Origin of the sequence: Iamia sp. SCSIO 61187, assembly GCF_019443745.1 — a bacterium.
Classification (GTDB): Bacteria; Actinomycetota; Acidimicrobiia; order Acidimicrobiales; family Iamiaceae; genus Iamia.
In genome coordinates this window covers 3,650,463-3,671,086 of sequence record NZ_CP050948.1, presented here as the reverse complement: position 1 = coordinate 3,671,086, position 20,624 = coordinate 3,650,463, and the positions used below count along the sequence as shown (strand labels likewise).

Annotated in this window: 22 protein-coding genes; 8 read left to right on the top strand and 14 right to left on the bottom strand. The window is 74.6% G+C overall.

Features of this window, described 5'->3' with window-relative positions:
* Positions 1–47: 47 nt before the first annotated feature.
* The 11 genes from HC251_RS17490 to HC251_RS17440 all read right to left on the bottom strand — a co-directional run bounded on the left by HC251_RS17490 (position 48) and on the right by HC251_RS17440 (position 10,998).
* Positions 48–1,115 (bottom strand): hypothetical protein, encoded by a 1,068-nt coding sequence (locus HC251_RS17490; RefSeq protein ID WP_219941893.1) that lies wholly within the window; start codon positions 1,113–1,115, stop codon positions 48–50.
* On the bottom strand, positions 1,112–1,903 hold the full coding sequence (locus HC251_RS17485; RefSeq protein ID WP_219941892.1) for a sulfite exporter TauE/SafE family protein: 792 nt from the start codon (positions 1,901–1,903) through the stop codon (positions 1,112–1,114). The genes HC251_RS17490 and HC251_RS17485 overlap by 4 nt, the downstream gene beginning before the upstream one ends.
* Entirely contained in the window at positions 1,900–3,333 is a 1,434-nt protein-coding gene (locus HC251_RS17480; RefSeq protein WP_219941891.1) for a gamma-glutamyltransferase, read from the bottom strand. Before HC251_RS17480 ends, HC251_RS17485 begins: the two co-directional genes overlap by 4 nt.
* Positions 3,330–3,794 (bottom strand): VOC family protein, encoded by a 465-nt coding sequence (locus HC251_RS17475; protein WP_219941890.1) that lies wholly within the window; start codon positions 3,792–3,794, stop codon positions 3,330–3,332. Before HC251_RS17475 ends, HC251_RS17480 begins: the two co-directional genes overlap by 4 nt.
* Positions 3,791–5,011, bottom strand: coding sequence for an SRPBCC family protein (locus tag HC251_RS17470; protein ID WP_219941889.1), 1,221 nt, complete (start codon positions 5,009–5,011; stop codon positions 3,791–3,793). Before HC251_RS17470 ends, HC251_RS17475 begins: the two co-directional genes overlap by 4 nt.
* A 79-nt stretch (positions 5,012–5,090) precedes the next feature.
* Entirely contained in the window at positions 5,091–5,891 is an 801-nt protein-coding gene (locus HC251_RS17465) for an aspartate dehydrogenase domain-containing protein (RefSeq protein ID WP_219941888.1), read from the bottom strand.
* On the bottom strand, positions 5,884–8,076 hold the full coding sequence (locus HC251_RS17460; protein ID WP_219941887.1) for a xanthine dehydrogenase family protein molybdopterin-binding subunit: 2,193 nt from the start codon (positions 8,074–8,076) through the stop codon (positions 5,884–5,886). The genes HC251_RS17465 and HC251_RS17460 overlap by 8 nt, the downstream gene beginning before the upstream one ends.
* Positions 8,069–8,560 (bottom strand): (2Fe-2S)-binding protein, encoded by a 492-nt coding sequence (locus tag HC251_RS17455; protein WP_219941886.1) that lies wholly within the window; start codon positions 8,558–8,560, stop codon positions 8,069–8,071. Before HC251_RS17455 ends, HC251_RS17460 begins: the two co-directional genes overlap by 8 nt.
* Positions 8,557–9,303, bottom strand: a complete 747-nt coding sequence (locus HC251_RS17450) for an FAD binding domain-containing protein (RefSeq protein ID WP_219941885.1) — start codon at positions 9,301–9,303, stop codon at positions 8,557–8,559. The genes HC251_RS17455 and HC251_RS17450 overlap by 4 nt, the downstream gene beginning before the upstream one ends.
* A gap of 7 nt (positions 9,304–9,310) precedes the next feature.
* A complete protein-coding gene (locus tag HC251_RS17445; protein ID WP_219941884.1) occupies positions 9,311–10,195 on the bottom strand; it encodes an ABC transporter permease in 885 nt (294 codons plus the stop codon).
* Entirely contained in the window at positions 10,192–10,998 is an 807-nt protein-coding gene (locus HC251_RS17440; RefSeq protein WP_219941883.1) for an ABC transporter ATP-binding protein, read from the bottom strand. The genes HC251_RS17445 and HC251_RS17440 overlap by 4 nt, the downstream gene beginning before the upstream one ends.
* Positions 10,999–11,181: 183 nt before the next feature.
* On the opposite strand from HC251_RS17440, the gene HC251_RS17435 reads away from it, so the two are divergent.
* Genes HC251_RS17435 through HC251_RS17420 form a run of 4 tightly spaced genes read left to right on the top strand, consistent with a single transcriptional unit; the run spans position 11,182 to position 14,226 of the window.
* Positions 11,182–12,105, top strand: coding sequence for an LLM class flavin-dependent oxidoreductase (locus HC251_RS17435; RefSeq protein ID WP_219941882.1), 924 nt, complete (start codon positions 11,182–11,184; stop codon positions 12,103–12,105).
* Positions 12,102–12,431, top strand: coding sequence for a hypothetical protein (locus HC251_RS17430; RefSeq protein ID WP_219941881.1), 330 nt, complete (start codon positions 12,102–12,104; stop codon positions 12,429–12,431). The genes HC251_RS17435 and HC251_RS17430 overlap by 4 nt, the downstream gene beginning before the upstream one ends.
* Positions 12,428–13,663: an aromatic ring-hydroxylating dioxygenase subunit alpha gene (locus HC251_RS17425; protein WP_219941880.1), complete on the top strand. Its 1,236-nt coding sequence runs from the start codon at positions 12,428–12,430 to the stop codon at positions 13,661–13,663. Before HC251_RS17430 ends, HC251_RS17425 begins: the two co-directional genes overlap by 4 nt.
* Positions 13,660–14,226, top strand: coding sequence for a nuclear transport factor 2 family protein (locus HC251_RS17420; protein ID WP_219941879.1), 567 nt, complete (start codon positions 13,660–13,662; stop codon positions 14,224–14,226). Before HC251_RS17425 ends, HC251_RS17420 begins: the two co-directional genes overlap by 4 nt.
* A gap of 79 nt (positions 14,227–14,305) precedes the next feature.
* On the opposite strand, the gene HC251_RS17415 is transcribed toward HC251_RS17420, so the two are convergent.
* Genes HC251_RS17415 through HC251_RS17405 form a run of 3 tightly spaced genes read right to left on the bottom strand, consistent with a single transcriptional unit; the run spans position 14,306 to position 17,275 of the window.
* Positions 14,306–15,535: an MFS transporter gene (locus tag HC251_RS17415; protein WP_219941878.1), complete on the bottom strand. Its 1,230-nt coding sequence runs from the start codon at positions 15,533–15,535 to the stop codon at positions 14,306–14,308.
* Positions 15,535–16,014, bottom strand: coding sequence for a nuclear transport factor 2 family protein (locus HC251_RS17410; protein ID WP_219941877.1), 480 nt, complete (start codon positions 16,012–16,014; stop codon positions 15,535–15,537). Before HC251_RS17410 ends, HC251_RS17415 begins: the two co-directional genes overlap by 1 nt.
* A complete protein-coding gene (locus HC251_RS17405; RefSeq protein ID WP_219941876.1) occupies positions 16,004–17,275 on the bottom strand; it encodes an aromatic ring-hydroxylating dioxygenase subunit alpha in 1,272 nt (423 codons plus the stop codon). The genes HC251_RS17410 and HC251_RS17405 overlap by 11 nt, the downstream gene beginning before the upstream one ends.
* Before the next feature lie 252 nt (positions 17,276–17,527).
* On the opposite strand from HC251_RS17405, the gene HC251_RS17400 reads away from it, so the two are divergent.
* From HC251_RS17400 to HC251_RS17385, 4 genes are all read left to right on the top strand, one after another.
* Positions 17,528–18,679: a hypothetical protein gene (locus HC251_RS17400; RefSeq protein WP_219941875.1), complete on the top strand. Its 1,152-nt coding sequence runs from the start codon at positions 17,528–17,530 to the stop codon at positions 18,677–18,679.
* A gap of 5 nt (positions 18,680–18,684) precedes the next feature.
* The gene (locus HC251_RS17395) at positions 18,685–19,578 is read left to right on the top strand and encodes a 2OG-Fe(II) oxygenase family protein (protein ID WP_219941874.1); all 894 of its coding nucleotides are present in this window, start codon (positions 18,685–18,687) and stop codon (positions 19,576–19,578) included.
* Positions 19,579–19,674: 96 nt separating this feature from the next.
* A complete protein-coding gene (locus tag HC251_RS17390; RefSeq protein ID WP_219941873.1) occupies positions 19,675–20,307 on the top strand; it encodes a GntR family transcriptional regulator in 633 nt (210 codons plus the stop codon).
* Positions 20,308–20,314: 7 nt separating this feature from the next.
* Positions 20,315–20,617: an urease subunit gamma gene (locus HC251_RS17385; RefSeq protein ID WP_219941872.1), complete on the top strand. Its 303-nt coding sequence runs from the start codon at positions 20,315–20,317 to the stop codon at positions 20,615–20,617.
* Positions 20,618–20,624: the final 7 nt, after the last annotated feature.

Below are 20,624 nucleotides of genomic sequence, written 5' to 3'. Positions count from 1 at the left end.
CGACCACGTGCAGGCGACGGGCAGGGCCGAAGGTCCCCTCGGCGGCGTCACAGCAGGAACCCCTCTCCGTCGTGCTCCACGGCGACGACGCGCCCGCGGAGGCGACGGCCGACGTAGGGCGCCCGCTGCGGCTCCTGGTCGGTGGACCGGCGGACCTCTGCCTCCCCGGTCGGATCGACCACGATCCGACCGGCGCGACCGGCGTCCTGGCCGAACAGGCGGGCCGGCCCGGTCGTGACGGCGGGCAGCAGGTCGGCCAGCCCGATCGGGCCCTCCTCGGCCAGGGTGAGGACGGCGGGGAGGAGGGTGGCGGCCACGTCGAGGCCGGGACCGACCTGGCCGGCGACAGGAGCCTTGTGGTCGGTCGCGAGCATGGTCACGCGGTCGAGGGCGGTCCGGAGCGAGGACCGGGCCGGGTCGCCGGGGACGGCTGGCCGGACGTCGAGCCCGGCGGCGACCGAGGGGACGAGCGCGAGGGCGAGGTGGGGCGATGTCTGCACCGTGGTGTCGGGTCGAGCCCGGGCGGCGTCGACCTCCGCCGCGGACCGGGCGTGGCGCAGGTGCACGGGACCACCGTCCGAGCCGAGCAGGTCGTCCCGGGCGTCGTCGTCGGAGCAGAACACCGCCGCCCGCAGCCCCGCCGCCCAGACGGCGTCGAGGTTGGTGGCGAAGCACGGGTCGGACGAGAACAGCCGGCAGACCGGGGGCCACGAGGCGCACAGCTCGGAGCGGTTGCGGGCCAGCCAGGCCGGGAAGCCGTCGGAGCCCTCACGAGGGACGGTGAGGACCGGGACGAGCCGGGGCCAGCGCTCGCGCGCGAGGGCGGCGGCGACCTCGGCGGGGCGCCAGGGGGCGATGCGATCCCACGACCAGCCGGTCGTGACCGTCAGGCTGCCGCCCGTGAGCGCCCGCAGCCGGTCGCTGGGGCGCACTCCGAGGTCCGGCACCGGCCACGACTGGTCGCCGTCGTGGAGGCCGGGCAGGACGATCCACCCCCGGCCGTCGATCGGCGCCGCGGCCACCGGGCCGCCGCCCGACGCCCCGAGCTCGATGGTGACGGCGCCGCCGTCGACCCCGTCGGTGACACCCTCGATGCGGGTCACGGTCGCGCTCACCCGGTCACCAGCAGCCGGACGCCGGCGATGGCGCCGAAGGTGATGACCAGCCCCCGCAGGACCGGCGGCGGGAGGCGCCGGGCGGCGCGCGCACCGATCCACCCACCGCCGAGGGCGCTGATCGCCAGCACGCCGGCGGCGGCCCAGGCCACCGGGGCGATGGCCACGAAGGTCGCCGTCGCCACCACGTTCACGACCAGGGCGAGGACCCCGCGCACCCCGTTGAGGCGGATGAGCGAGTCCTCGAGGCCGAGGCCCAGGACGGCGAGGAGGATCACACCGAGCCCGGCCCCGAAGTAGGCGCCGTACGCGGCGGCGCCGAACGTCGCGGCCTGGAGGGCCCCGGACGGGCCGGGCGCCGGGCCGTCACCGGGCGGCGGCGCGTCGCCCCGGCCCGTCCGGCGCCGAGCGGCGAGGTGCCGAGCCAGGCGGGGTTGCACCGTGAAGAGGGCGCAGGCGGCGAGGATCAGCCAGGGGGCGGCGACGTCGAACGCCCCCTCGGGTGTCAGGAGGAGGGCGGCCGCCCCCACCGCGGCGCCGCTGACCGACACCGGGAGCAGGGCGCGCACCCGATCGCCCTGGTCGTGCAGCTCGGCGCGGTGGCCGACCACACCACCCAGGTACCCCGACAAGATCCCGACCGTCGACGTGACGTTGGCGGTCACCGCACCCTGCCCGGTCGCCAGCAGGGCGGGGAACGACACGAGCGAGCCGCCGCCGGCGGCCCCGTTGACGGTCCCGGCGGCGAAGCCGGCGACGAGCAGGAGGGCGAGGTCGGCGCCGGTCACGGGTCCGCCCTGCGAGCGGGGGCGGCGACCGCCGTCGTCTGGCGTCGATCGGCCGCCGCCCACCAGCCGCGGTCGTCGCGACCCACCACCACGTGGGCGGAGCGGACCTCGCCGATCGGCCGGACGGGGACGCCCTCGACGGGCGCGCCGGGCTCGGCGCGCACCGCACCGTCCACGGCCGACGCCCACCGTGGGGCGCCCAACCCCGTCCGGATGGCCTCGGTCGCGGCCGCACCCTCGAGGTCCAGGACGGGTCCGAGCAGCTGCGTGTTCCACACGACCTGGTCCTCCCCGCCCGAGGTGGCACCGACGGCGAGGTGACCGTCGTCGGTGCGCCGGGCCCAGGCGTGGAGGGTGGTGGGGGGCCGGCTGCCCGCACCGGCGGCGGGACCCCGGAACCCCCGACCCGGCCGGTTGCCCAGCACCAGGCCGGACGTCGGCAGGACGAGCCCGGCGCCGAACTCGGGGAACGAGTTGGAGTGGACGACGACCACGGCGGTGCCGTCCGCGTCGGCTGCGGCCACGACCGAGGTCCCGTCGTCGGTTGCGAGCCGGTCGCGGCGGGACACCGCCGCGGTGACGGCGCCGAGGACGTCGGATCCGGCGGCCACCGCCTCCAGGGCGTCGAGGAGGAGGGGGCCGTAGGTCGGGGCGGGGGTCGTGCACACGGCGCCGGCGCCGACGGTGGTCCAGGGCGCGGGGTGCCAGTGCGCCGACCGGGCGCCGGCGGTGAGGTCGACCCGGTCGATGACGCCCCCGGCGGGCCCCACGGTCGCGAGCAGCTCGTCGCCCAGGGGCCCGCCGAACAGCTCTGCCCCTCGGCGGGCCAGGTCGTCCAGGGCATCGGCCAGACCGGGCAGCAAGATGCGGTCACCCTCCGCCGGAGGTCGGTCGTCGGGCAGGTAGGCGCACCCGTCGGGCTGGTGCTGGCGCAGGAGCGGAGCGCTGGCCGCGACCAGCCGGGCCAGCACCGGGCCCACGAGCACCCCGCGCCGGGCCAGGGCGGCGGCGGGCGCGACCAGCTCGGCGAGGGGCCGCGTGGCCCGGGCCGCCAGGGCGGCGTACCCCGCGGGTGCCCCGGGGACACCGACGGCGAGCGGTCCGGTGAGCGGTGGTCCGGTCGGTCCGGTGGCGGCGGCGAGCCCGGCCGGGGTGGGCCCGATCGCCACGAGGGACCGGGCCCGACCGTCGGGCGCGACGACCAGGGCGACCAGGTCTCCCGCCAGCCCGCACTTCGGCGGCATCACCACCGTCTCGATGAACGCGGCCGCCAGGGCGGCGTCGTAGGCGTTCCCACCCCGGGCGAGGAGGGCGGCCCCGACGGCGACGGCGTCGGGGACCTGGGCGCCGACGACGCCGGTGCCCGTCGACCGCACGAACGGCACCGGTCGGGCCGGGGGTGGGATCGTCGTGGGTGGGGCCGAGGTCACGACGGCGAGTGGTAGCCGTAGCCCTTCGCCGGCCCGTAGTGCCGGAGCTCGATCACGTGGCCGTCGGGGTCGCGGACGTAGACGAGGTCGGCCTCGCCCCGGGCGCCCCAGCGCCGGACGGGCGGGCCCACGACGTCGAAGCGCCCCGAGGCGATGAGGGCGTCGAGGTCGAGCTCCTCCACCTCGAGGCAGAAGTGGTCGACGTTGTGCCCGGTGTGCTCCTTGCGGGCGTCGAGGTCGAGCACCGTGCCCTCGTCGATCCGCACCGAGGGGAACGGCACCTCTCCCCGTCGGTACTCCTCCAGGCGCTCCACCTCGAGGCCCAGCCGGTCGCGGTACCACGCCACCGAGCGCTCGGGGTCGGCGACCCGCAGCACCATGTGGTCGAAGCGGACGACCTTCGGGGCGGCGTCGGGCCGCACGAAGGTGGTGGCGCCGAGGTCGGTCGGGTCGGTGCTCATCGAGGCCCGATCGTCACGGGTGTGCCCAGCCGCTCGAGGTGGCGCTGGTAGCGGGGCACCAACCAGGTGTTGAACTGCGGCAAGGTGGCCTCCTGGTGGGAGTAGCGCCCCTGGGGCGCGAAGCGGGAGCGCAGCGCGCGCTGGAGCGTGCTGGTCGTGTCGGCGTCCTGGGCGCCGGCGACGTCGTCGAAGGCCTCCTCGCAGTGGTGGATCCACTCCCACCTCGGGTCCTCGGCGACGCTCTTGGGGTAGAGGAGGTGCCGCCTCCCGCCGGTCACGCCGGCCGACTGCGGCAGCAGGATCGACATGCCGATGTAGTTCGGGAAGATGCTGAGGAAGAGCGTGGGCGGGATCGATCCGAAGATCACTCGGCTCCGCTGCTCCTCGCTCAGGCCCGGGATGATCGGCGAGATGGCCGTGCCCATCGGGTTGAGCCCGCCGTCGACCCCGCCGAGCACGTTGTCGAAGTAGGTGGGGTGCATCACGACGCCCTCGTCGGGCTCGAAGTCCCAGAAGGCGGCCTTGTTGGCCGGAGCCATCTCGTGGTAGCCGCGGTGGACGAACTGGGTGTGGTACGGCTCCAGCGCGTTCTCGTGGTGCAGCTTCCAGTTCCACGGGCGCAGGCCGGCGTCCTCGGCCGGCGTGGCGATGAGGTCCTCCATCCCGAACCCCTCCAGCTCCCGCTCGAGGCGCCACAGCGACGGGCCCAGCGGGGAGGCGTCGGGGTCGAAGGTGACGAAGATGAGGCCGTGCCAGATCTCGACCTTGAGCTCGGGCAGGCGGACCTCGGCCCGCAGGTCCGGCAGGGGGAGGGTGTGGCGCATCTCGGGCGCGGCCACCAGCGAGCCGTCGAGGCCGTACGACCACCAGTGGTACGGGCACCGGAACTGGGTGCACGATCCCGATCCGGTGACGACCGGATGGCCCCGGTGCTGGCAGATGGCCGACAGGGCGCGGATCACCCCGTCGTCGCCCCGCACGATGACGAGGGGCTCGTCGACGAGCGTGACGGTGAAGTAGTCACCGGCGTGGGGGATGGAGCTGTGGTGCCCGACGCACAGCCACTCGCGCGAGAGCAGGGCGTCCATCTCGAAGGCGAAGAACTCCTCCGAGGTGTAGCACTCACCGGGCAGGCTCCGGGCCGTGGTGGTGTCGCCGACGCACACGTCGAGGCGGGACACGATGTCGGCGACGGTCGGGCTGGGGGCGGGCGGCAAGGGAACCTCCTGAGGTCTTCTGCCTTCTGTATACGAGGGACTTCTCACCGGGGCGTGACCAGGCGGGGAACGGTGCGTTTCACCTGGCTGACCGGACCATGACGTCGGCGGCCAAACGCTCGAGGAGCACCACCGCGCTCCAGGGGACCAGCGCCGAGGTGCGGGGGTTCTCCGGGGTCGTCCGGTTGCGCAGCTCGAAGCGGTAGCTGCCCATGGGCCCGTCGGCCTCGACGAGGTGCTCGACCGGCTGGTCCCGCGGACCACCTCGGACCTCGACCTCGGTGGCGTCGAGGCCGAGCGTCGCCAGCGCCAGGGTCGCGGCCACGTTGGCCGACGCCGGGAAGGCGACCGCGGCCTGGCGCGCCGTGCCCGACAGGGCCACCACGGGTCGCCCGGCCCGGAGGTCGGCCTTCAGGGCGACGGGCATCCACGGCCGGATCAGCACCGGTCCCGGCTTGGTCGTGCGCAGGGCCACGCGGTGCAGTCCGCCGGCCCGGGCCAGCGCGGCCAGGGCGTCGATCCCGCCGAGCGCGCCGGTGACGAGGTGGGCGCGCCCCGGTCCGGCCAGCACCCGGGCCCGCAGCTCGTCGTCGGCCAGGGCGCCGACGCTGAGGACGACCAGCTGCCGTCCGGCGGCGACCGTGGCCGGCCCGTGGGCGGCGAGCGCGGCGTGCCCGGCGGCCTCCACCACCACGTCGCTCGCGTCCAGCAGGTCGGCGAACCGGTGGGTGGCGGTGTCGCCTCGAGCGCCGACACCGCTGAGCCGGGCGCCGTCGATGCGGCCGGCGTCCAGCTCGGCGGCGAGGGCGGACCCGATGGCGCCGGCGCCGATGATGGCGACCCGCAGCCCGGCGGCGGTGATCGGTCGGGTGTCAGGCATCGACGACCTCGTCGAGCCACCCGGGTCGGGCCCCGGGCGCGAGGGGGATGGACGTGACCGGAACCCCCCGGGCCCGACCCACGGCCAGGGCCACCGCGGTCGGCGAGGCGATGAGCGGCGCCTCCCCCAGGCCCTTGACCCCGAGCGGGTGGCCCGGCTCGTGGCTCTCGACGAACACGACGTCGATCGGGGGCACCTCGTCCAGGACGGGGACCGGGTAGCCGGCCCAACCCGGCGCTGCGGCGGGCACGCCGTCGGCGTCGAGCACCTGCTCTTCGAAGAGGGCGAACCCGATGCCCTGGATGACGCCGCCCTCGACCTGGCGACGGGCCGAGAGCGGATCCACGACGTGACCCGCGTCGTGGACGGCGACCACGTGGCGGACGGCGACGGACCCGTCCGGGGCCAGGTCGACGGTGGCCCGGTGGGCGGAGTGCATGAAGGCCACGTGCACCGCGTCGCCGGTCCCGTCGTGGGGGTCGCCGGCGCGGGTCGGCGGTGCCGCGTAGCGCCGCTCCACCCGCCCGATCGGGGTGCGGGCCAGGACCTGGTCGAGGGGGGTGCGGTCCGGCCCGGTCACGACGTCGGTGCCGTCGAGGCGCACCTCGGGGGCGCCGGTGGCATCTCCCAGCCCGGCGCGCAGGGCGGCGCAGCAGGCCAGCACCGCCCCGCTGACCAGCCAGGTCTGGCGGCTCGCCGACGTCGACCCCGTCGGCGCCAGGTCGGTCCGGGCCGTGGAGAGCGTCACCGGCACGGGTCCGAGGGCCTCGTGGACGACCCGCTCGACCACCGTCCGCAGTCCCTGGCCGACGTCGACCGCGGCCGTCTCGACCAGGAGCCCGTCAGGGGTGAGCTCCGCGGCCGCCCAGGACTCCTCGACCCGACCGTCACCTCGCAGGCAGTGCTTGAGCCCGACGGCGAGCGCGGTCGCCCGGCGCGCCCCGGGGGCCGGGGGCGGGAGGTCGGGGAGCGGATGGTCGCGCGCCGTGCGGATGATCTCCTCCACCGGCGCCGCCGGACCGAGGGGCTGGCCCGAGGTGGCCAGCCGGTCGGCCGGGCCGGCGGCGTTGGCCAGGCGCAGCGCCGTCGGGTCGAGCCCGAGCCGCGCCGCCAGGAGGTCGAGGGTGGACTCGAGGGCGAAGCAGGCCTGGGTCGCGCCGAACCCCCGCAGGGCCCCGGAGGTGGGGTTGGTTGTCCGCCCGACCCGCACCTCGACGTCCACGGCGTCGAACCGGTACGGGCCGCCCATGGCGTAGGCGACGATGCGGGCGACCGACCTCGAGGTCGTCAGGTAGGGGCCCCCGTCCAGCACGACCCGGGCGCGGAGGGTGCGGAGCGTCCCGTCGGCATCGGCGCCGATGCGGACCTCGGAGCGGGACGGGTGCCGGGTCGGGTGGGCGAGGAGGGACTCCGCCGACGACACCGCGCTGCGGACGGGCCGGCCGAGCCGCAGGGCCGCCAGGGCCACCAGGGGTTGGAGCGTCATCTCCTCCCGGCCCCCGAACGCCCCGCCCACGCCCCCGTCGCGGACTTGCACCAGCTCCGGCTCGATGCCCAGCACGGCGGCCACGTCGGTGCGGTCACCGTGGACGTCCTGGGTCGCCACCGTCAGCCGGACGCCCCCGCCCCAGGGTTCGGCGACCGCCGCCTCGGGCGCCAGGAAGGCCGGGTCCTGCCGCCCCGTGGCCCACGTCCCCTCCACCACCACGGCGGTCGGGGCCGAGGCGTCCCCCCGGCGCACCACGTGCCGGGCGAGGAGGGTGCCGGGCTCGTCGTCGTCGCCCTCGGGGAGGTGGGCGGCGGCCTCGGCGGCGTCGACGATCGGTCGCCGGGGAGCCAGGTCGAGGACGACGGCGGCCGCCCCTCGTCGGGCTGCGGCGGCGGTCTCGGCCACGACGAACGCGATCGGTTCACCGGCGTGGCGGATGCGACCCTCGGCCAGGACCCGCTGGTCGGGCTGGATGGTGCCGACCCGGACCGAGCCCGGGATGTCGGCGCTGGTGTAGACGGCGACGACCCCGTGCTCGCGGCGGGCGGCGGCGACGTCGACGGCGACGATGTCGGCGTGGGCGAGGGGCGCCCGCGCGACGGCGCCGTGGAGCGCTCCGGGTGGCACGTGGTCGCCGGCGAACGGGTGGAGCCCGGCGGCCTTGGCCCGTCGCTCCCGCCCGGTCGCGTCAGGCACGGAGCGACCCGAGGGCGGTGCCGTCGTCGACCCCGAGGCCGAGCCGGGCGGCCGCCTCCCGGAAGCCGACGTGGCATCCGCAGCGACAGATGAGGGATCCGAGGGCGTCGTCCACGCCCGCCCGCCCGTCGGCGGCCCAGGTGAGCGCGATGACGGCGGCCGGGGTGCAGAAGCCGCACTGGATCGCCCCCGTCGCGGCCAGCGCCTCCCGGGCCGGGGCGCACCCGGCCGAGCCCGCCGTGGTGACCGAGCAGCCCACCGCCCGGGAGGCGAGCTCGATGCAGGCCAGGCGCATCTCGCCGTCGACGAGCACGGCGCAGGCGCCGCAGCGGCCCTCGCCGCACGCCTCCTTCACCTCGGTTCGACCGGCGCCGCGCAGGACGTCCAGCAAGGTGGTCGACGGGGCGGCCGGCACCGGCAGCGCCTCATCCCCCACCCGGACGGTGACCGGGGTGGCGGCGGTCTCGGTCGGGGGGATGGTCATGCGGCGGGTCGCGCCGATCGGTCGGCGAGGTCGTGGGCGACCAGCCGCGGGACGCCGAGCCCGACCAGCTCGTCGCCCAGCACGGCGCCGATGTCGGTCCCCGCGGCAGCGGCGGTCCCCGTCGCCGGCAGGGGTCGACGCCATCCGGACGTGCCCACGGCGGCCCGCCCGGTGGAGCGGCTGACGACCACCTGGAGGGCGGGCCGCCCGGCGGTCACCCCGCCCCCGGCCACCACCGTGGCCGGCGTCGACGGGACGTGGAGGGCGACGAGGACCTCCTGGGGGGCGAGGGTTCGGGGGTCGAGCGACACCGCGACCCGACGGCGCGCCGCCGGGCCGGCGACCTCGAGCGTCGCTCCGAGCGCCCACAGCACCGTGCGCAGGTCGTGGGGCCACCCCGGAGCGACGATGTTGCCGCCGACGGTCGCCCGGAGGCGCACCGGGTGCGAGGCGATCTGCGCCGCTGCCGTCCCGAGGGCGCCGCCGGAACGGACCAGGCGGGCGAGCGACACGGCGGCACCGACGCGCCTGCTGCCCAGACCCGACCCGGCGGCCGGGTCGAGGGCCGTCAGCTCGTCGAGCGTGGTGAGGTCGACCAGCCGGCTCGGCGCCCCCGCCCCGCGGGCCACGTCGACCAGGAGCGCCGTCGCGCCGGCCACCGGCCGGGCCGCCCCGTCGGCCAGGACGGCCACGGCCTCGTCCACGTCGCGCGGGCGGACGAGCCCGGGGACGGCGACGGTCACCCCCGGCTCAGGGCCGGGCCGAGTCGTGCCAGGACCGCAGGGCCCGGTTCGACACGACGGTGATGACCAGGAACACGGCGACGCCGAGGCTGGCCGAGCACATGACCCCGGCGATCAGCTTGTCGGTGGCCAGCTGGGACCGGTACACGTCGAGGAGCCGTCCGATCCCCTTCTCCCCCTGCCGGAAGAAGAAGTCGGCGACGATGGCGCCGATGACCGAGAGGCCGGCGCTGGTGCGCAGACCGGTGAACACCGACGGCAGGGCGGAGGGGAGCTGCAGGCGCACGAGCCGGGTCCACCGGGACGCGGTGTGGAGGCTGAACAGCTCGTGGTGGGCCTGGGCGGTCGACCGGAGGCCGAAGAGGGTGTTCGTGATGATCGGGAAGAGGGCGAGGATCGTGCAGATCAGGACCCGGCTGCGGAAGTTGAACCCCATCCACAGGCCGACGAGGGGGGTCAGGGCCAGGACCGGGATGGTCTGGAGGATGACCGCGTACGGGTAGAAGGAGCGCTCGATCCAGCGGGCCTGGGCCATCACGATGGCGAAGGTGGTCCCGAGGACGAACGCCAGGGTGAGCCCCGACAGCGCCACCCGGGTGGTCGACAGCAGCCCCCTCAACAGCTCGCCGCGGGTGCGGCTGTCGAGGAACCCGTCCTGCACCACCTCGTGGGGAGGGGGCAGCAGGAAGCGCTGGTGGCTGGGCAAGACGACGTAGGTGATGACGTACCAGATCCCGCAGGCCACCAGGAGGACGGCGAGCGGGCCGAGGGCCTTGGACAGGGTCCTCAGGGCGCGGACGAGCGGGTTCGGGCGCGAGCGCGGTGCGGCACCCACCTCCGTGACGGGGTTGGTGGCGGTCGAGCGAGGGGTGTCGACGGCGGTCGCGGTCATCGGTGGACGCTCCTCAGGATCTCGGACACCCGGCCGGTGATGCGGGCGAACTCGGGCTGGTGGCGCAGCTCGGGGCGGCGCGGGTAGTCGAAGGGCACGTCCACGATCTCGACGATGCGGCCCGGCCGGGCGGACATCACCGCCACGTGGGTCGAGAGGAAGACGGCCTCGTAGACGGAGTGGGTCACGAAGAGCCCGCCGAAGCTGCGCGCCGTGAACAGCGACAGCAGCTCGTCGTTCAGCCGCTCCCGGGTGATCTCGTCGAGCGCGCCGAACGGCTCGTCGAACAAGAAGAGCGGGGGGTCGAGGGTCAGCGAGCGGGCCAGCGACACGCGCATGCGCATGCCCCCCGACAACGACTTCGGGTGGTGGTCGGCGAAGTCGGTGAGCCCGACGGTGATGAGGGCCCGGTCGACGCGCTCCCTGCGCTCCTCGGCCGGGACGCCTCGGAGCTGGAGGAAGAGCTCGACGTTGCGCCGGACCGTCCGCCAGGGGAGAAGGTTGGCGTCCTGGAAGACGTAGCCGACGTTCGACCGGTCGACGGTGACGGTCCCGCCGGTGGCGTCGTCGAGGCCGGCGGCGATGCGCAGCAGGGTGCTCTTGCCGCAGCCCGACGGGCCCACGATGGAGACCAGCTCCCCGGGGTGGACGGCCAGGTCGGCGCCGACGACCGCCTCGGTGCCGTCGGGGAAGACCTTGGACGTCTGCTCGAAGCGGAGGATGGGTGGGCTGTCGCCCGCCGGCCGTTCGAAGGCCGAGGCGTCAGCCTCCGCCTCGTCGAGGGAGAGGGAGGAGGAAGGCATCTCGCATCTTGTATACGAGTCCGGCCACGCATCGGTTTCCCGCGCGTTACGGGTCCAACTCGATCACCTTCACGCCACCTGACCTGGGTGGGCGACCGCATCCGTAACACGGACGAAACCATGCCGACCGATGGCTCGTATACAACATCCCGAACCCCTGCTCCTCCGGAAGGACCCATCCCCGTGCAGATCCTCGGCCCCGCTCTCGGGGGCGACCCCGCGGCTGAGGCGGTGGCCGCCGAGGCCGCCGGGTTCGCCGGGGTCCGCGTCCTCGACCACCTGTTCTGCGCCCTTCCCGGTGGTCCGGAGCAGGCCTTCGACCACCCGTTCGTGGCCCTCGGAGCGGCGGCCGCGGTGACCGAGAGGGTGGTCCTGACCCAGACGGTGCTCGACGTCACCCGCCGGCACCCGACCGAGGTCGCCCAGGCGGCGGCCACCCTCGACCGCATCTCGAGTGGCCGGGCCGAGCTCGGGCTCGGGACCGGCTGGTACGAGCCCGAGCACACCGCCGTCGGCGCCGCGCTGGGACCGCCCGCGGCGCGGGTGGACCGTCTCATCGAGGCGGCGGCGGTGTGCCGGGCCATGCTCGACGGAGACGGCCGGGTCGACTTCGCCGGCCGGCACGTGCAGGCCCACGTCGACGTGCCGTGGGCGCCGACGCCGCACCCCGTCCCGCTCGTGGTCGGGGCGGCCCGCCCCGTCCTCCAGCGCCGGGCCGCCGCCCTCGTGGACCGGCTCGAGATCCTGTCGCCGATCGGACTCGGGCCCGGCGAGCGGCCGCCCGACCTGGCGGTGCTGGCCCATCGGATCGACGTCGCCCGGACCGTGGCCGCTGCCGCCGGGCGAGCGATCGCCTTCTCCGCCCGCGTGACCCTCGAGGTCGGGGGCCGCGCCGACCCGGCCGATGCCCTGCACCTCGCCGGGTCACCCGACGACGTCGTCGGTGCCGTGGCGGACCTGGCCCGACTCGGGTTCGACCGACTCACCGTCTTGCCCGTCGACCCGAGCAGCCAGGCCTGGCTCGCCCGATCGGTGGCCCACCTCGCCGACGCCGACGCCGGCTCGCGACCTGCCCCCTCCGACCCCTCTCCCGTAGGAGCCCCGTGACCGACATCCCCGCCCAGCTGCACCAGCACCGGGTGTACCGCAACCTCCACTTCGGCACCGCCGGCGCCTTCATCGCCCTCCAGCGGGAGAAGAACCAGTTGCTGGTCGACGCCGGGCTCCGGCCCTACGCCGTGTGGGCTCCGGCCCTCGGTGGCCTGCACCACATCACCATGACCTGCGACTTCCCGTCCCTCCACGACTTCCAGGTGCAGGGCGCGTCGACCGGGGCGATCGAGGGCTACGGCGCCCTCAACGCCCGCCAGCTGGAGCTGGTGATCGAGGGCACGGCGCGGGACGAGATGGTCAAGCTGGAGCTGGGGCTGTGACCCGGCTGAGCGCCGCGGTCCGGGAGCATGCCGCCGAGGTGGTCGCCGCCATGGACGACTGCCTGCTGCCGCTCGCCGATGCCGCCATCTTGCCCGGGGCGGCCTACACCTCGGAGGACTTCTTCGCCTTCGAGGTCGAGGCGCTCTTCCGGCGGGAGTGGCTGTGCGTCGGCCACGTCGGGCAGGTGCCGGAGGCCGGGCGCTTCTTCACCATCACCGTCGTCGGCGAGCCCCTCATCGTCGTGCGGGACGCCGCCGGCGTGGTGCGGGTCCTGTCCGCCGTGTGCCAGCACCGGGGGCACCCCATCTTCGACGGGCTGGGGACCCCGCCCGAGGACGTGTGCGCCGCCACCCGCTTCACCTGTCCCTACCACCACTGGGTCTACGGCCTCGGCGGTGAGCTCCTCGCCGCCCCGCAGATGCACGCGACCACCCCGGTGGCGCACCTGAAGGAGGAGGTCCGCCTGCCCGAGGTCCGCTCGGAGGTGTTCCACGGGATGATCTTCGTGACCTTCGACGACGACGCCGCACCGCTCGCCCCGAGCCTCGCCGCCCTGGGCGCCGACCTCGAGGCCTACCGGTCCGAGGACCTGGTGGCCATGCCGCCGATCGATCGGGTCGACCTGCCGTGGAACTGGAAGGTGCACCACGAGAACGCGCTCGAGCCGTACCACACGTCCTACGTCCACGCCGACGTCCACGGCGAGGCCCCGGCGGAGCTGGCCCGCTTCCTGCCGTTCGCGCCCGGGCAGGGGATGATCTGGCACCCGACCTACCTGGTGAGCGAGGACGCCTCGCTGAACACCTTCTCGGGGCAGGTCGAGCTGCCGGCGATCGACGGGCTCGACGCCGACCAACGCCGCCGCATCATGTTCTCGTCGGTGCCCCCCACCCTGTTCCTCATCCAGTCGCCGACCATGCTCGACATGTCGTTGATCCTGCCGCAGGCCGCCGGCTCGGTGACCGTCCGACGGATCAACCTGTACCCCCGGGCGGCCGTCGAGCACCCGGCCTTCGACGCCATCTACGCCGAGCAGCGGGAGAAGAAGGGGCTCGCCGTCGAGCAGGACCGCGCGACGGCGAGCGCCGTCCAGCGCGGCTACGGGTCGTCGTTCGCCCCCCGCGGCCGGTTGGCGGCGCTGGAGGAGACGGTCCACCAGCTCCACGAGTGGCTGGTGCCCCGCTACCGGGCGGCACTGGAGGCGGGCCGGCCGGTGGCGGTGCGGTCATGACCGACGACGTCCGCCGCCCCGCCCCGGGCGATCTCGCCGCCACCGTCGCCGCCCTCGAGGACCGGATCGCCGCCGTCGAGGGGCGGGCGGCCGAGCTGGAGGCGCGCGCCGGCATCGAAGCCGCCATGGTGCGCTACATGTGCGCCTGCGACTCCCCGACCGGCAAGGGGGCGGCGGTCGCCGCCGCCTTCACCCGGGACGGGATCTGGGAGGCGGTCGACCGGGTCGAGGACCACGGCGCCTGGGCCGCCCAGGGCACCGAGGCCCTGGTGAAGAAGTTCGACCGCAACCACACCCGGCTGCCGTTCTCGATCCACTTCCTCACCAACCCCCGCATCGACCGGCTCGACCTGGAGGCCGGCACGGCCACCGCCCGCTGGTACTACTTCGAGCCCTGCACCTTCCAGGGCACCGTGCCGCTCTGGACGGCCGGCCACTACGTCAACGACCTCGCCGTCGAGGACGGGGTCTGGAAGCTCAGCCACCTGCGGGTGGCGACCTTCTTCTCCACCCGGTTCACGACCGGCTGGGTCGACGAGCCGGCCTACGACACGACGGGCTGACCGGACCGCCTGGTGCGCCGGGCGGGCATCCACCCGCGCCCGGGCTGTCGCGGCCGCTCCGACCTGGGTCCCGGCGGCCTCAGATGGCCGCGACGGGTGCCGTCGCCCGGCGCCGCGCCAGGCGGACCAGGGCGATCACCGTCAGGGCCAGCGGGACGGTGGCCACCGCGGCCGCCACGCGGGCTCCGGCCACCGAGGCGGTGGTCCCCAGCACCAGCGACGAGACGGGCCGGAGCCCGAGGAAGGCGATGCTCCACAGGGCCGAGATGCGGCCGCGATCGGCATCGTCCACGCCGAGCTGGATCGAGGTGCTCGCCTCTGTGTTCCCCGCCAGGTAGCCGCCCCCGGCCACCACCAGGGCCGCCAGCCCGAGGGCGTCTCCCCGGGCGAGGGCGAGGACGAGCAGCCCGGCCGCCATCACCGAGCACCGTCCGACGAGCCGCCCCGGGGTCGTCCGCAGGGCGGGCGACAAGGTCAGCACGGACACGATCGCCCCGAGCCCGAAGGCGCCGACCAGGACGCCGGCGAAGGTGTCGGACCGCCCGTAGACGTCGACCGAGAGCTCCGGTCCCAGGGTGGTCACGGCGTCGGACGCGGTCGACACCGCCGCCACGACGGCGAAGGCCGAGAGGAGGAGGGGATCGGCCCGCACCACCCTCACCGCCTCGGCGAGGCTGGCGGTGGCGGAAGCCGAGGAGGCAGACGGCCGGGCCCGGGGTCGGAGCACGGGCCCGGCGGCGAGGAGACCCACCGTCAGGCCCAGGCTGGCCGCTCCGTTGAGGGCGAACGCCCACGGCACGCCCACGCCGGCCACCACGGCGGCACCGAGCAGCGGGCCCAGGACCCGCGCCACGTTGTACGACGCCGAGTCGAGGGCGATGGCGCGACCGACGTCCTCCGGCGGCGCCAGCCCCGTCACCAGGGCCTTCACCGCAGGTGTGGCGAACGCGGTGGCGGTCCCGGCGAGGAGGGCGAGGACGCACACGACCGCCACCGACGCCGCCCCCAGCGCCGCCACCGCGGCCAGGGCGGCGCCGATCGCGGCGTTGGCGACGCCGGCCGCCATGCCGAGGTGGCGGCGGTCGAACCGGTCGGCGGCCCGGCCACTCCACGGGGCGAGGAGCCCGTAGGCGGCGAACTGGCTGAACCCGACGACGCCGACCCAGAAGGTGTCGCCGTCGGTCAGCCGGTACACCAGCACCGCCAGGGCGATGTTCTGGATCCACGTCCCGCAGTTGGAGACCAGGTTCCCGGCCAGGTAGGCGGCGAGCGGTCGGTGGCGCAGGGCGTGCAGGTTCCCCGCCGCCATCAGGGGGTGGCGACGTGGGGGACCTCGACCCACCCCTTGTCGAACGGGGTGGTGAAGTGGTTCTCGACCAGCATCTGGGCGATGAGCCAGCGCGCGCCCTGGCGCCGCAGCTCGACGTGGTACTCGCCGGCGATCCAGAGCGGCGTCGTCCCCCGGTGGGTGCAGTGCTGGAAGTAGCTCCACCAGCCCGAGGCGGCGTCGCCGTCGACCTCGACCTGGCCGCCCGTCAGGTGGTGGAGGGCGTACGGCATCCGCTCGTGGTTGCGGTCGAACTTGGCCTCCAGCGCCTCGCGGCCCACGGCCTCCCACCCGGGGGTGGCGAAGCGGCCCACGCTCTCCCAGCGGCCGTCCTCGGTGAAGAGGGCGGCGACGAGCGGGCCCTTCCCCTCCGGGGCGTCGCACGCCCGGTGGTACGCGACCATGACGCCCTCGATGGCGACGCGATCGACGAGGGACTGCAGCACCGCGTCAGCGGGCACGCGGGACCTCGACGGCCACCTCGGGGCCGGCGTCGGCGGCTGCGACCGCGGCCCGGTAGCGATCCAGGAGCCAGCTGTTCATCTGGGGGATGACGGCCTCCAGGTGCGACAGCGGTCCTCGGGGCGCGTAGCGCGACCGGTAGCCCCGTTGGAGGGCGAGGAGGGTCTCCTGGTCCTGCATGATGGCGACCTTCTTGCGCTCCCGTTGGAGGGCGTAGGCCTCCTCGAAGCCCTCTTCCTCCACCGCCGCCTTGGGGTAGAGGTCGACCCGCCGCAGGGCCATCTCGTCGGGTCCGACCGGCAGGACGAAGGACAACGAGACGAGGGTCGGCTGGAGGATGGCGAACAGGAGCGGGGGGACCGAGGCGAACATGACCCGCCGGCGCTGGTCGTCGGTGAGGCCCGGGATCGGCGCGGTGAGGCGCTCTCCGGAGGTGGTGGCCAGGCTGACGTCCTCGGAGGTGAGGTAGGTGGGGTGCATCACCGCCCCCTCACCGGGGGTGAAGTCGTAGAAGCGGGCGTTGGCCGCCGGGGCCGCCTCGTGCACGCCCTTGTGCACGAACGAGGTGTGGTACGGCTCGAGGGCGTTGTCGTGGTGCAGCTTCCAGTTCCATCGCAGGCCGGTGCGGGTGGACGCGGGCATGGCGACGAGCTCGTCGAGCCCGAACGTGGCCAGCTCCTCGTCGAGGCGGGCGAGCGTCGGCGCGAGCGACGGCGCATCGTCGTCGAAGCAGACGAACACCAGACCGTGGAAGACCTCGGTGCGGATGGACGGGAGGGCGACCGTGCGGCGCAGCTGCTCGACCGGCACCGTGGCCTGCATCTCCGGGGCCGCCAGCAGGCGCCCGTCGAGGCCGAACACCCAGCTGTGGTACGGGCAGGTGAAGCGCTTGGCCTTGAAGCACGGGCTGTCGTCGGGCAGGGCGCCCAGGCCGTCGAAGATGGGGTGGCCCCGGTGCTGGCAGATGCCCGACAGCACGTTGACCTGTCCGCCCGCGTCGCGCACCACGAGCACCGGCTCGTCCATCACCTGGAGGGCGAGGGTGTCTCCGGGCTCGGGCACCTCTGAGGTGTGGGCGATGCAGAGCCACTCCCGACCGAAGATTGCCTCCTTCTCGAAGGCGAAGACGTCGGGGTCGACGTAGGCGGCGCGGGGGAGGAGGCGGGCGGTGGCGATGGGATCGTCGCAGGCGTCGGCATCGGCCACCAGCCGGCGGCCGGCGGCCAGCGCCGAGGGGGCGAGGGGGGCGGTCTGGGTCACTTGGCGTGGGCTCCTACGGGCGTCCATGGCGGCGTCCGAATGTTGTATGCAAGATGTGTGACGGGTCGTGGTCCGGCGCGTGACGAGGACGCTGCCGGCTGCTGTCCACGATCTGACGGCGTCAGGAAGGCGTAGGGAGGTCGACGTCCAGCCGTCACGGCCGGGAAACCATCTCGCTCGGACTCACGTATACAACATGCCGATCGCTCGTCCGGGGGGACGGGCCATCGAAGCACCACGTCAAGGAGCCCCATGCGATTCACCTCGACCTTCGCCCGGACCGCTGCGGTCGTCCTGGCTCTCACCGTCGTCGCCGCGTGCGGCGATGACGCCGAACCGGCCGCCAGCGGCGACGAGGGAGGTGGCGGCGCCGAGAGCGAGCTGGCCCAAGCCTGCCCCGAGACGGTGGCGGTCCAGACCGGCTGGTTCCCGGAGGCGGAGTACGGGCCCCTCTACAACGTCATCGGTCCGGGCGGGGAGATCGATGGCTCCAAGGGCTCCTACAGCGGGGAGATCGGCGACACCGGCGTGACCTTCGAGGTCCGCGCCGGCGGCCCCTTCCTCGGCAACACCCAGGCGTCGGCGCAGCTCTACATCGACGACACCTTGACCTTCGCCCTGATCGACTCCGACGAGGGGATCGAGAACGTGGAGGAGGCTCCGACCACGGCGGTCCTCAGCTACATGAACGTCCCGCCGCAGGCGATCATCTACGACCCGGAGACCTACGACCTGGAGGAGATCGGTGACATCGCCGACACCGACGCCACCGTCCTGGTGTTCGAGGGCAGCACCTACCAGCGCTGGCTGATCGGCGCCGGGCTCATCCGGGAGGAGCAGATGGACGGGTCCTACACCGGTGCTCCCGACCAGTTCGTGGCGGCCGAGGGACGAGCGATCCTGGGTAGCGGGTACGCCACGCTCGAGCCCTACACCTTCGAGCAGCTCGAGCAGTGGGGCAAGCCCCTCGAGGCCAAGCTCCTCTACGACGCGGGCTACCCGATCTACGGCTCCAGCGTCGCCGTCCGCACCGAAGACCTCGAGGAGCAGAGCGAGTGCCTGGAGCTGCTCGTGCCGATCATGCAGCAGGCGACGGTCGACTACATGGACGACCCGAACGGCATCCTCGAGGAGATCGAGGCGATGAACACCGAGATCGGTGACTTCTGGCAGACCCCGGTCGAGCAGAGCCAGTACGCGTGGGAGAAGCTCGGCGAGTTCGGGACCTTCGGCGACGGACCCGACGGGACCTTCGGTTCCTTCGACGAGGAGCGGATGGCGGAGATCCTCGACGTGGTGGTCCCCGTCCTGGAGGAGACCGGCAGCGACGTCCCGGACGACATCACCTGGGAGGACATCGCCACCAACGAGTTCATCGACCCCGACATCTCGATGGGGAGCTGACCGAGGTGGCTCGCCTGGACCTGTTCGAGATCGGCGGCGGTGGGGGGATCGAGCCCGCCACCGCGGTGCACCTGGACCACGCCCTCCGAGGGGTGGGCGCCTGCTACGTGCGAGACGCCGCCCTGCCCCGGGCGCTCCTCGGCCGCTTCGAGCAGGTCACGGCGGAGTTCTTCCGACGCCCCCTGGGCGGCAAGCTCAGGCTCGCCGCCCAGGGGGAGGCCAAGCTCGGGTACCGCCCTCCCGGCTCGGCCTCCTACGCCGCCGCCGACGGCTCGGCCGTCAGCGGGCGCGATGCCTGCGAGCTGTTCAAGGTCGGGCGCGACCCTGGTCGCGACGAGCCGGCGGGCTGGGCGGCCGAGGCCCCGGCCATGAGGGACGTCTGGCGCGAGACCTACGGCGCCCTGGCGGCCACGGCGGTGGCCGTGGGAGACGCCCTGGCGGTGGCCGCCGGCCCAGCCGACCCGGGCGTGCGTGGGTGGGTGGCCGGCCAGACCTCGAACCTCGCCACCAACTGGTACCCGGGGGGACAGGCCGGCGACGCCGAGCCCGAGGAGGGTGGCCTGCGAGGCGCCCACACCGACTTCGGGCCGTTCACCCTGCTCCACCACCCGCCCGGCACCGGTGGCCTGGAGGTCGACGTCGACGGGTCGTGGGTGGCGGTGCCCCCGATCGACGGGGCGCTGGTGCTGCTGCTCGGCGACCTCATGGCCCACACCACCGGCGGCCGGTGGCGGGCCCCTCGCCACCGGGTCGTCGCGCCTCCGGGCGATGGCGAGCGGCTGTCGGTCGTCTTCTTCGTCTTCCCGGACCCGGCGTCGCCGGTGGCCCGACCCGACGGGGGCGGGGCCACCACCGCGGGCCGCTTCGTGGCCGAGCGCTGGGACCGGATCTATGCCTGAGGCGCCGACGATCGCCCTGAACAGGGTCTGCACGGCGTCTGACGGCACCGCCCCGATCGCCGCGACCTCCGCCGCGCCTGTGGGATATTGCATGCCATGAAGCTGGGCGACACCCACCGGACCCTTCGCGACGAGATCGTCGACGAGCTGCGGCGGCGCATCCTCGACGGCGAGCTGGAGCCGGGGGACCGCCTCGGCGAGAGCGCCCTCAGCGGCGAGCTCGGCGTCTCCCGGATCCCCCTGCGCGAGGCCTTCCGCTGCCTCGAGTCCGAGGGGCTCCTCGAGTGGTTGCCCCGCCGCGGCGTGCGCGTCGTGGGCACCGACACGTCCGAGGCCGAGGCGGTCGAGGAGATCCGTCTGGCGCTGGAGCTCATCGCCGTGCGCTTCGTGGCCGAGCGCCGCGACGACGGCATGACCGGCGAGCTGGAGGCCTTCCTCAAGGAGGGCAACCGCGCCACTCGCAACCGGGACGTCGAGACCCTCGTCGAGCTCAACCGGCGGTTCCACCTGCTCCTGGCCGAGGGCAGCGGCAGCCCGCTCCTGACCCGCCTGCTCCAGACCGTCCGGCAGCGTTCCGACCAGCTCCGGGTCCCGGCCGACGAGAAGCGGGTGCGCTCGTCGTGGCGGGACCACGCCGCCATCGTGCGTCACCTGCTCGAGGGCGAGACCGGTGAGGCCGAGGCCCGCATGCGAGCCCACCTCCTGTCGCACCGCGCTGCGGTGGCCTGAGTCGTCCGTGCACCTCTCCCCCCACGAACAGGAGAGGCTGCTGGTGCACGTCGCGGCCCAGCTCGCCCGGGACCGGCGGAGCCGGGGGCTGCGCCTGAACCACCCGGAGGCGGTCGCCGTCTTGACGTCGTGGGTGTTCGAGGGGGCGCGGGACGGACGATCCGTCGTCGACCTCATGGAGGCCGGCCGCGAGGTGCTCACCCGCGACGACGTGATGGAGGGGGTCCCCGAGATGATCCCCGAGGTCCAGGTCGAGGCCACCTTCCCGGACGGCACCAAGCTGGTGACCCTGCACCAGCCCATCCCGTGACGCCGTC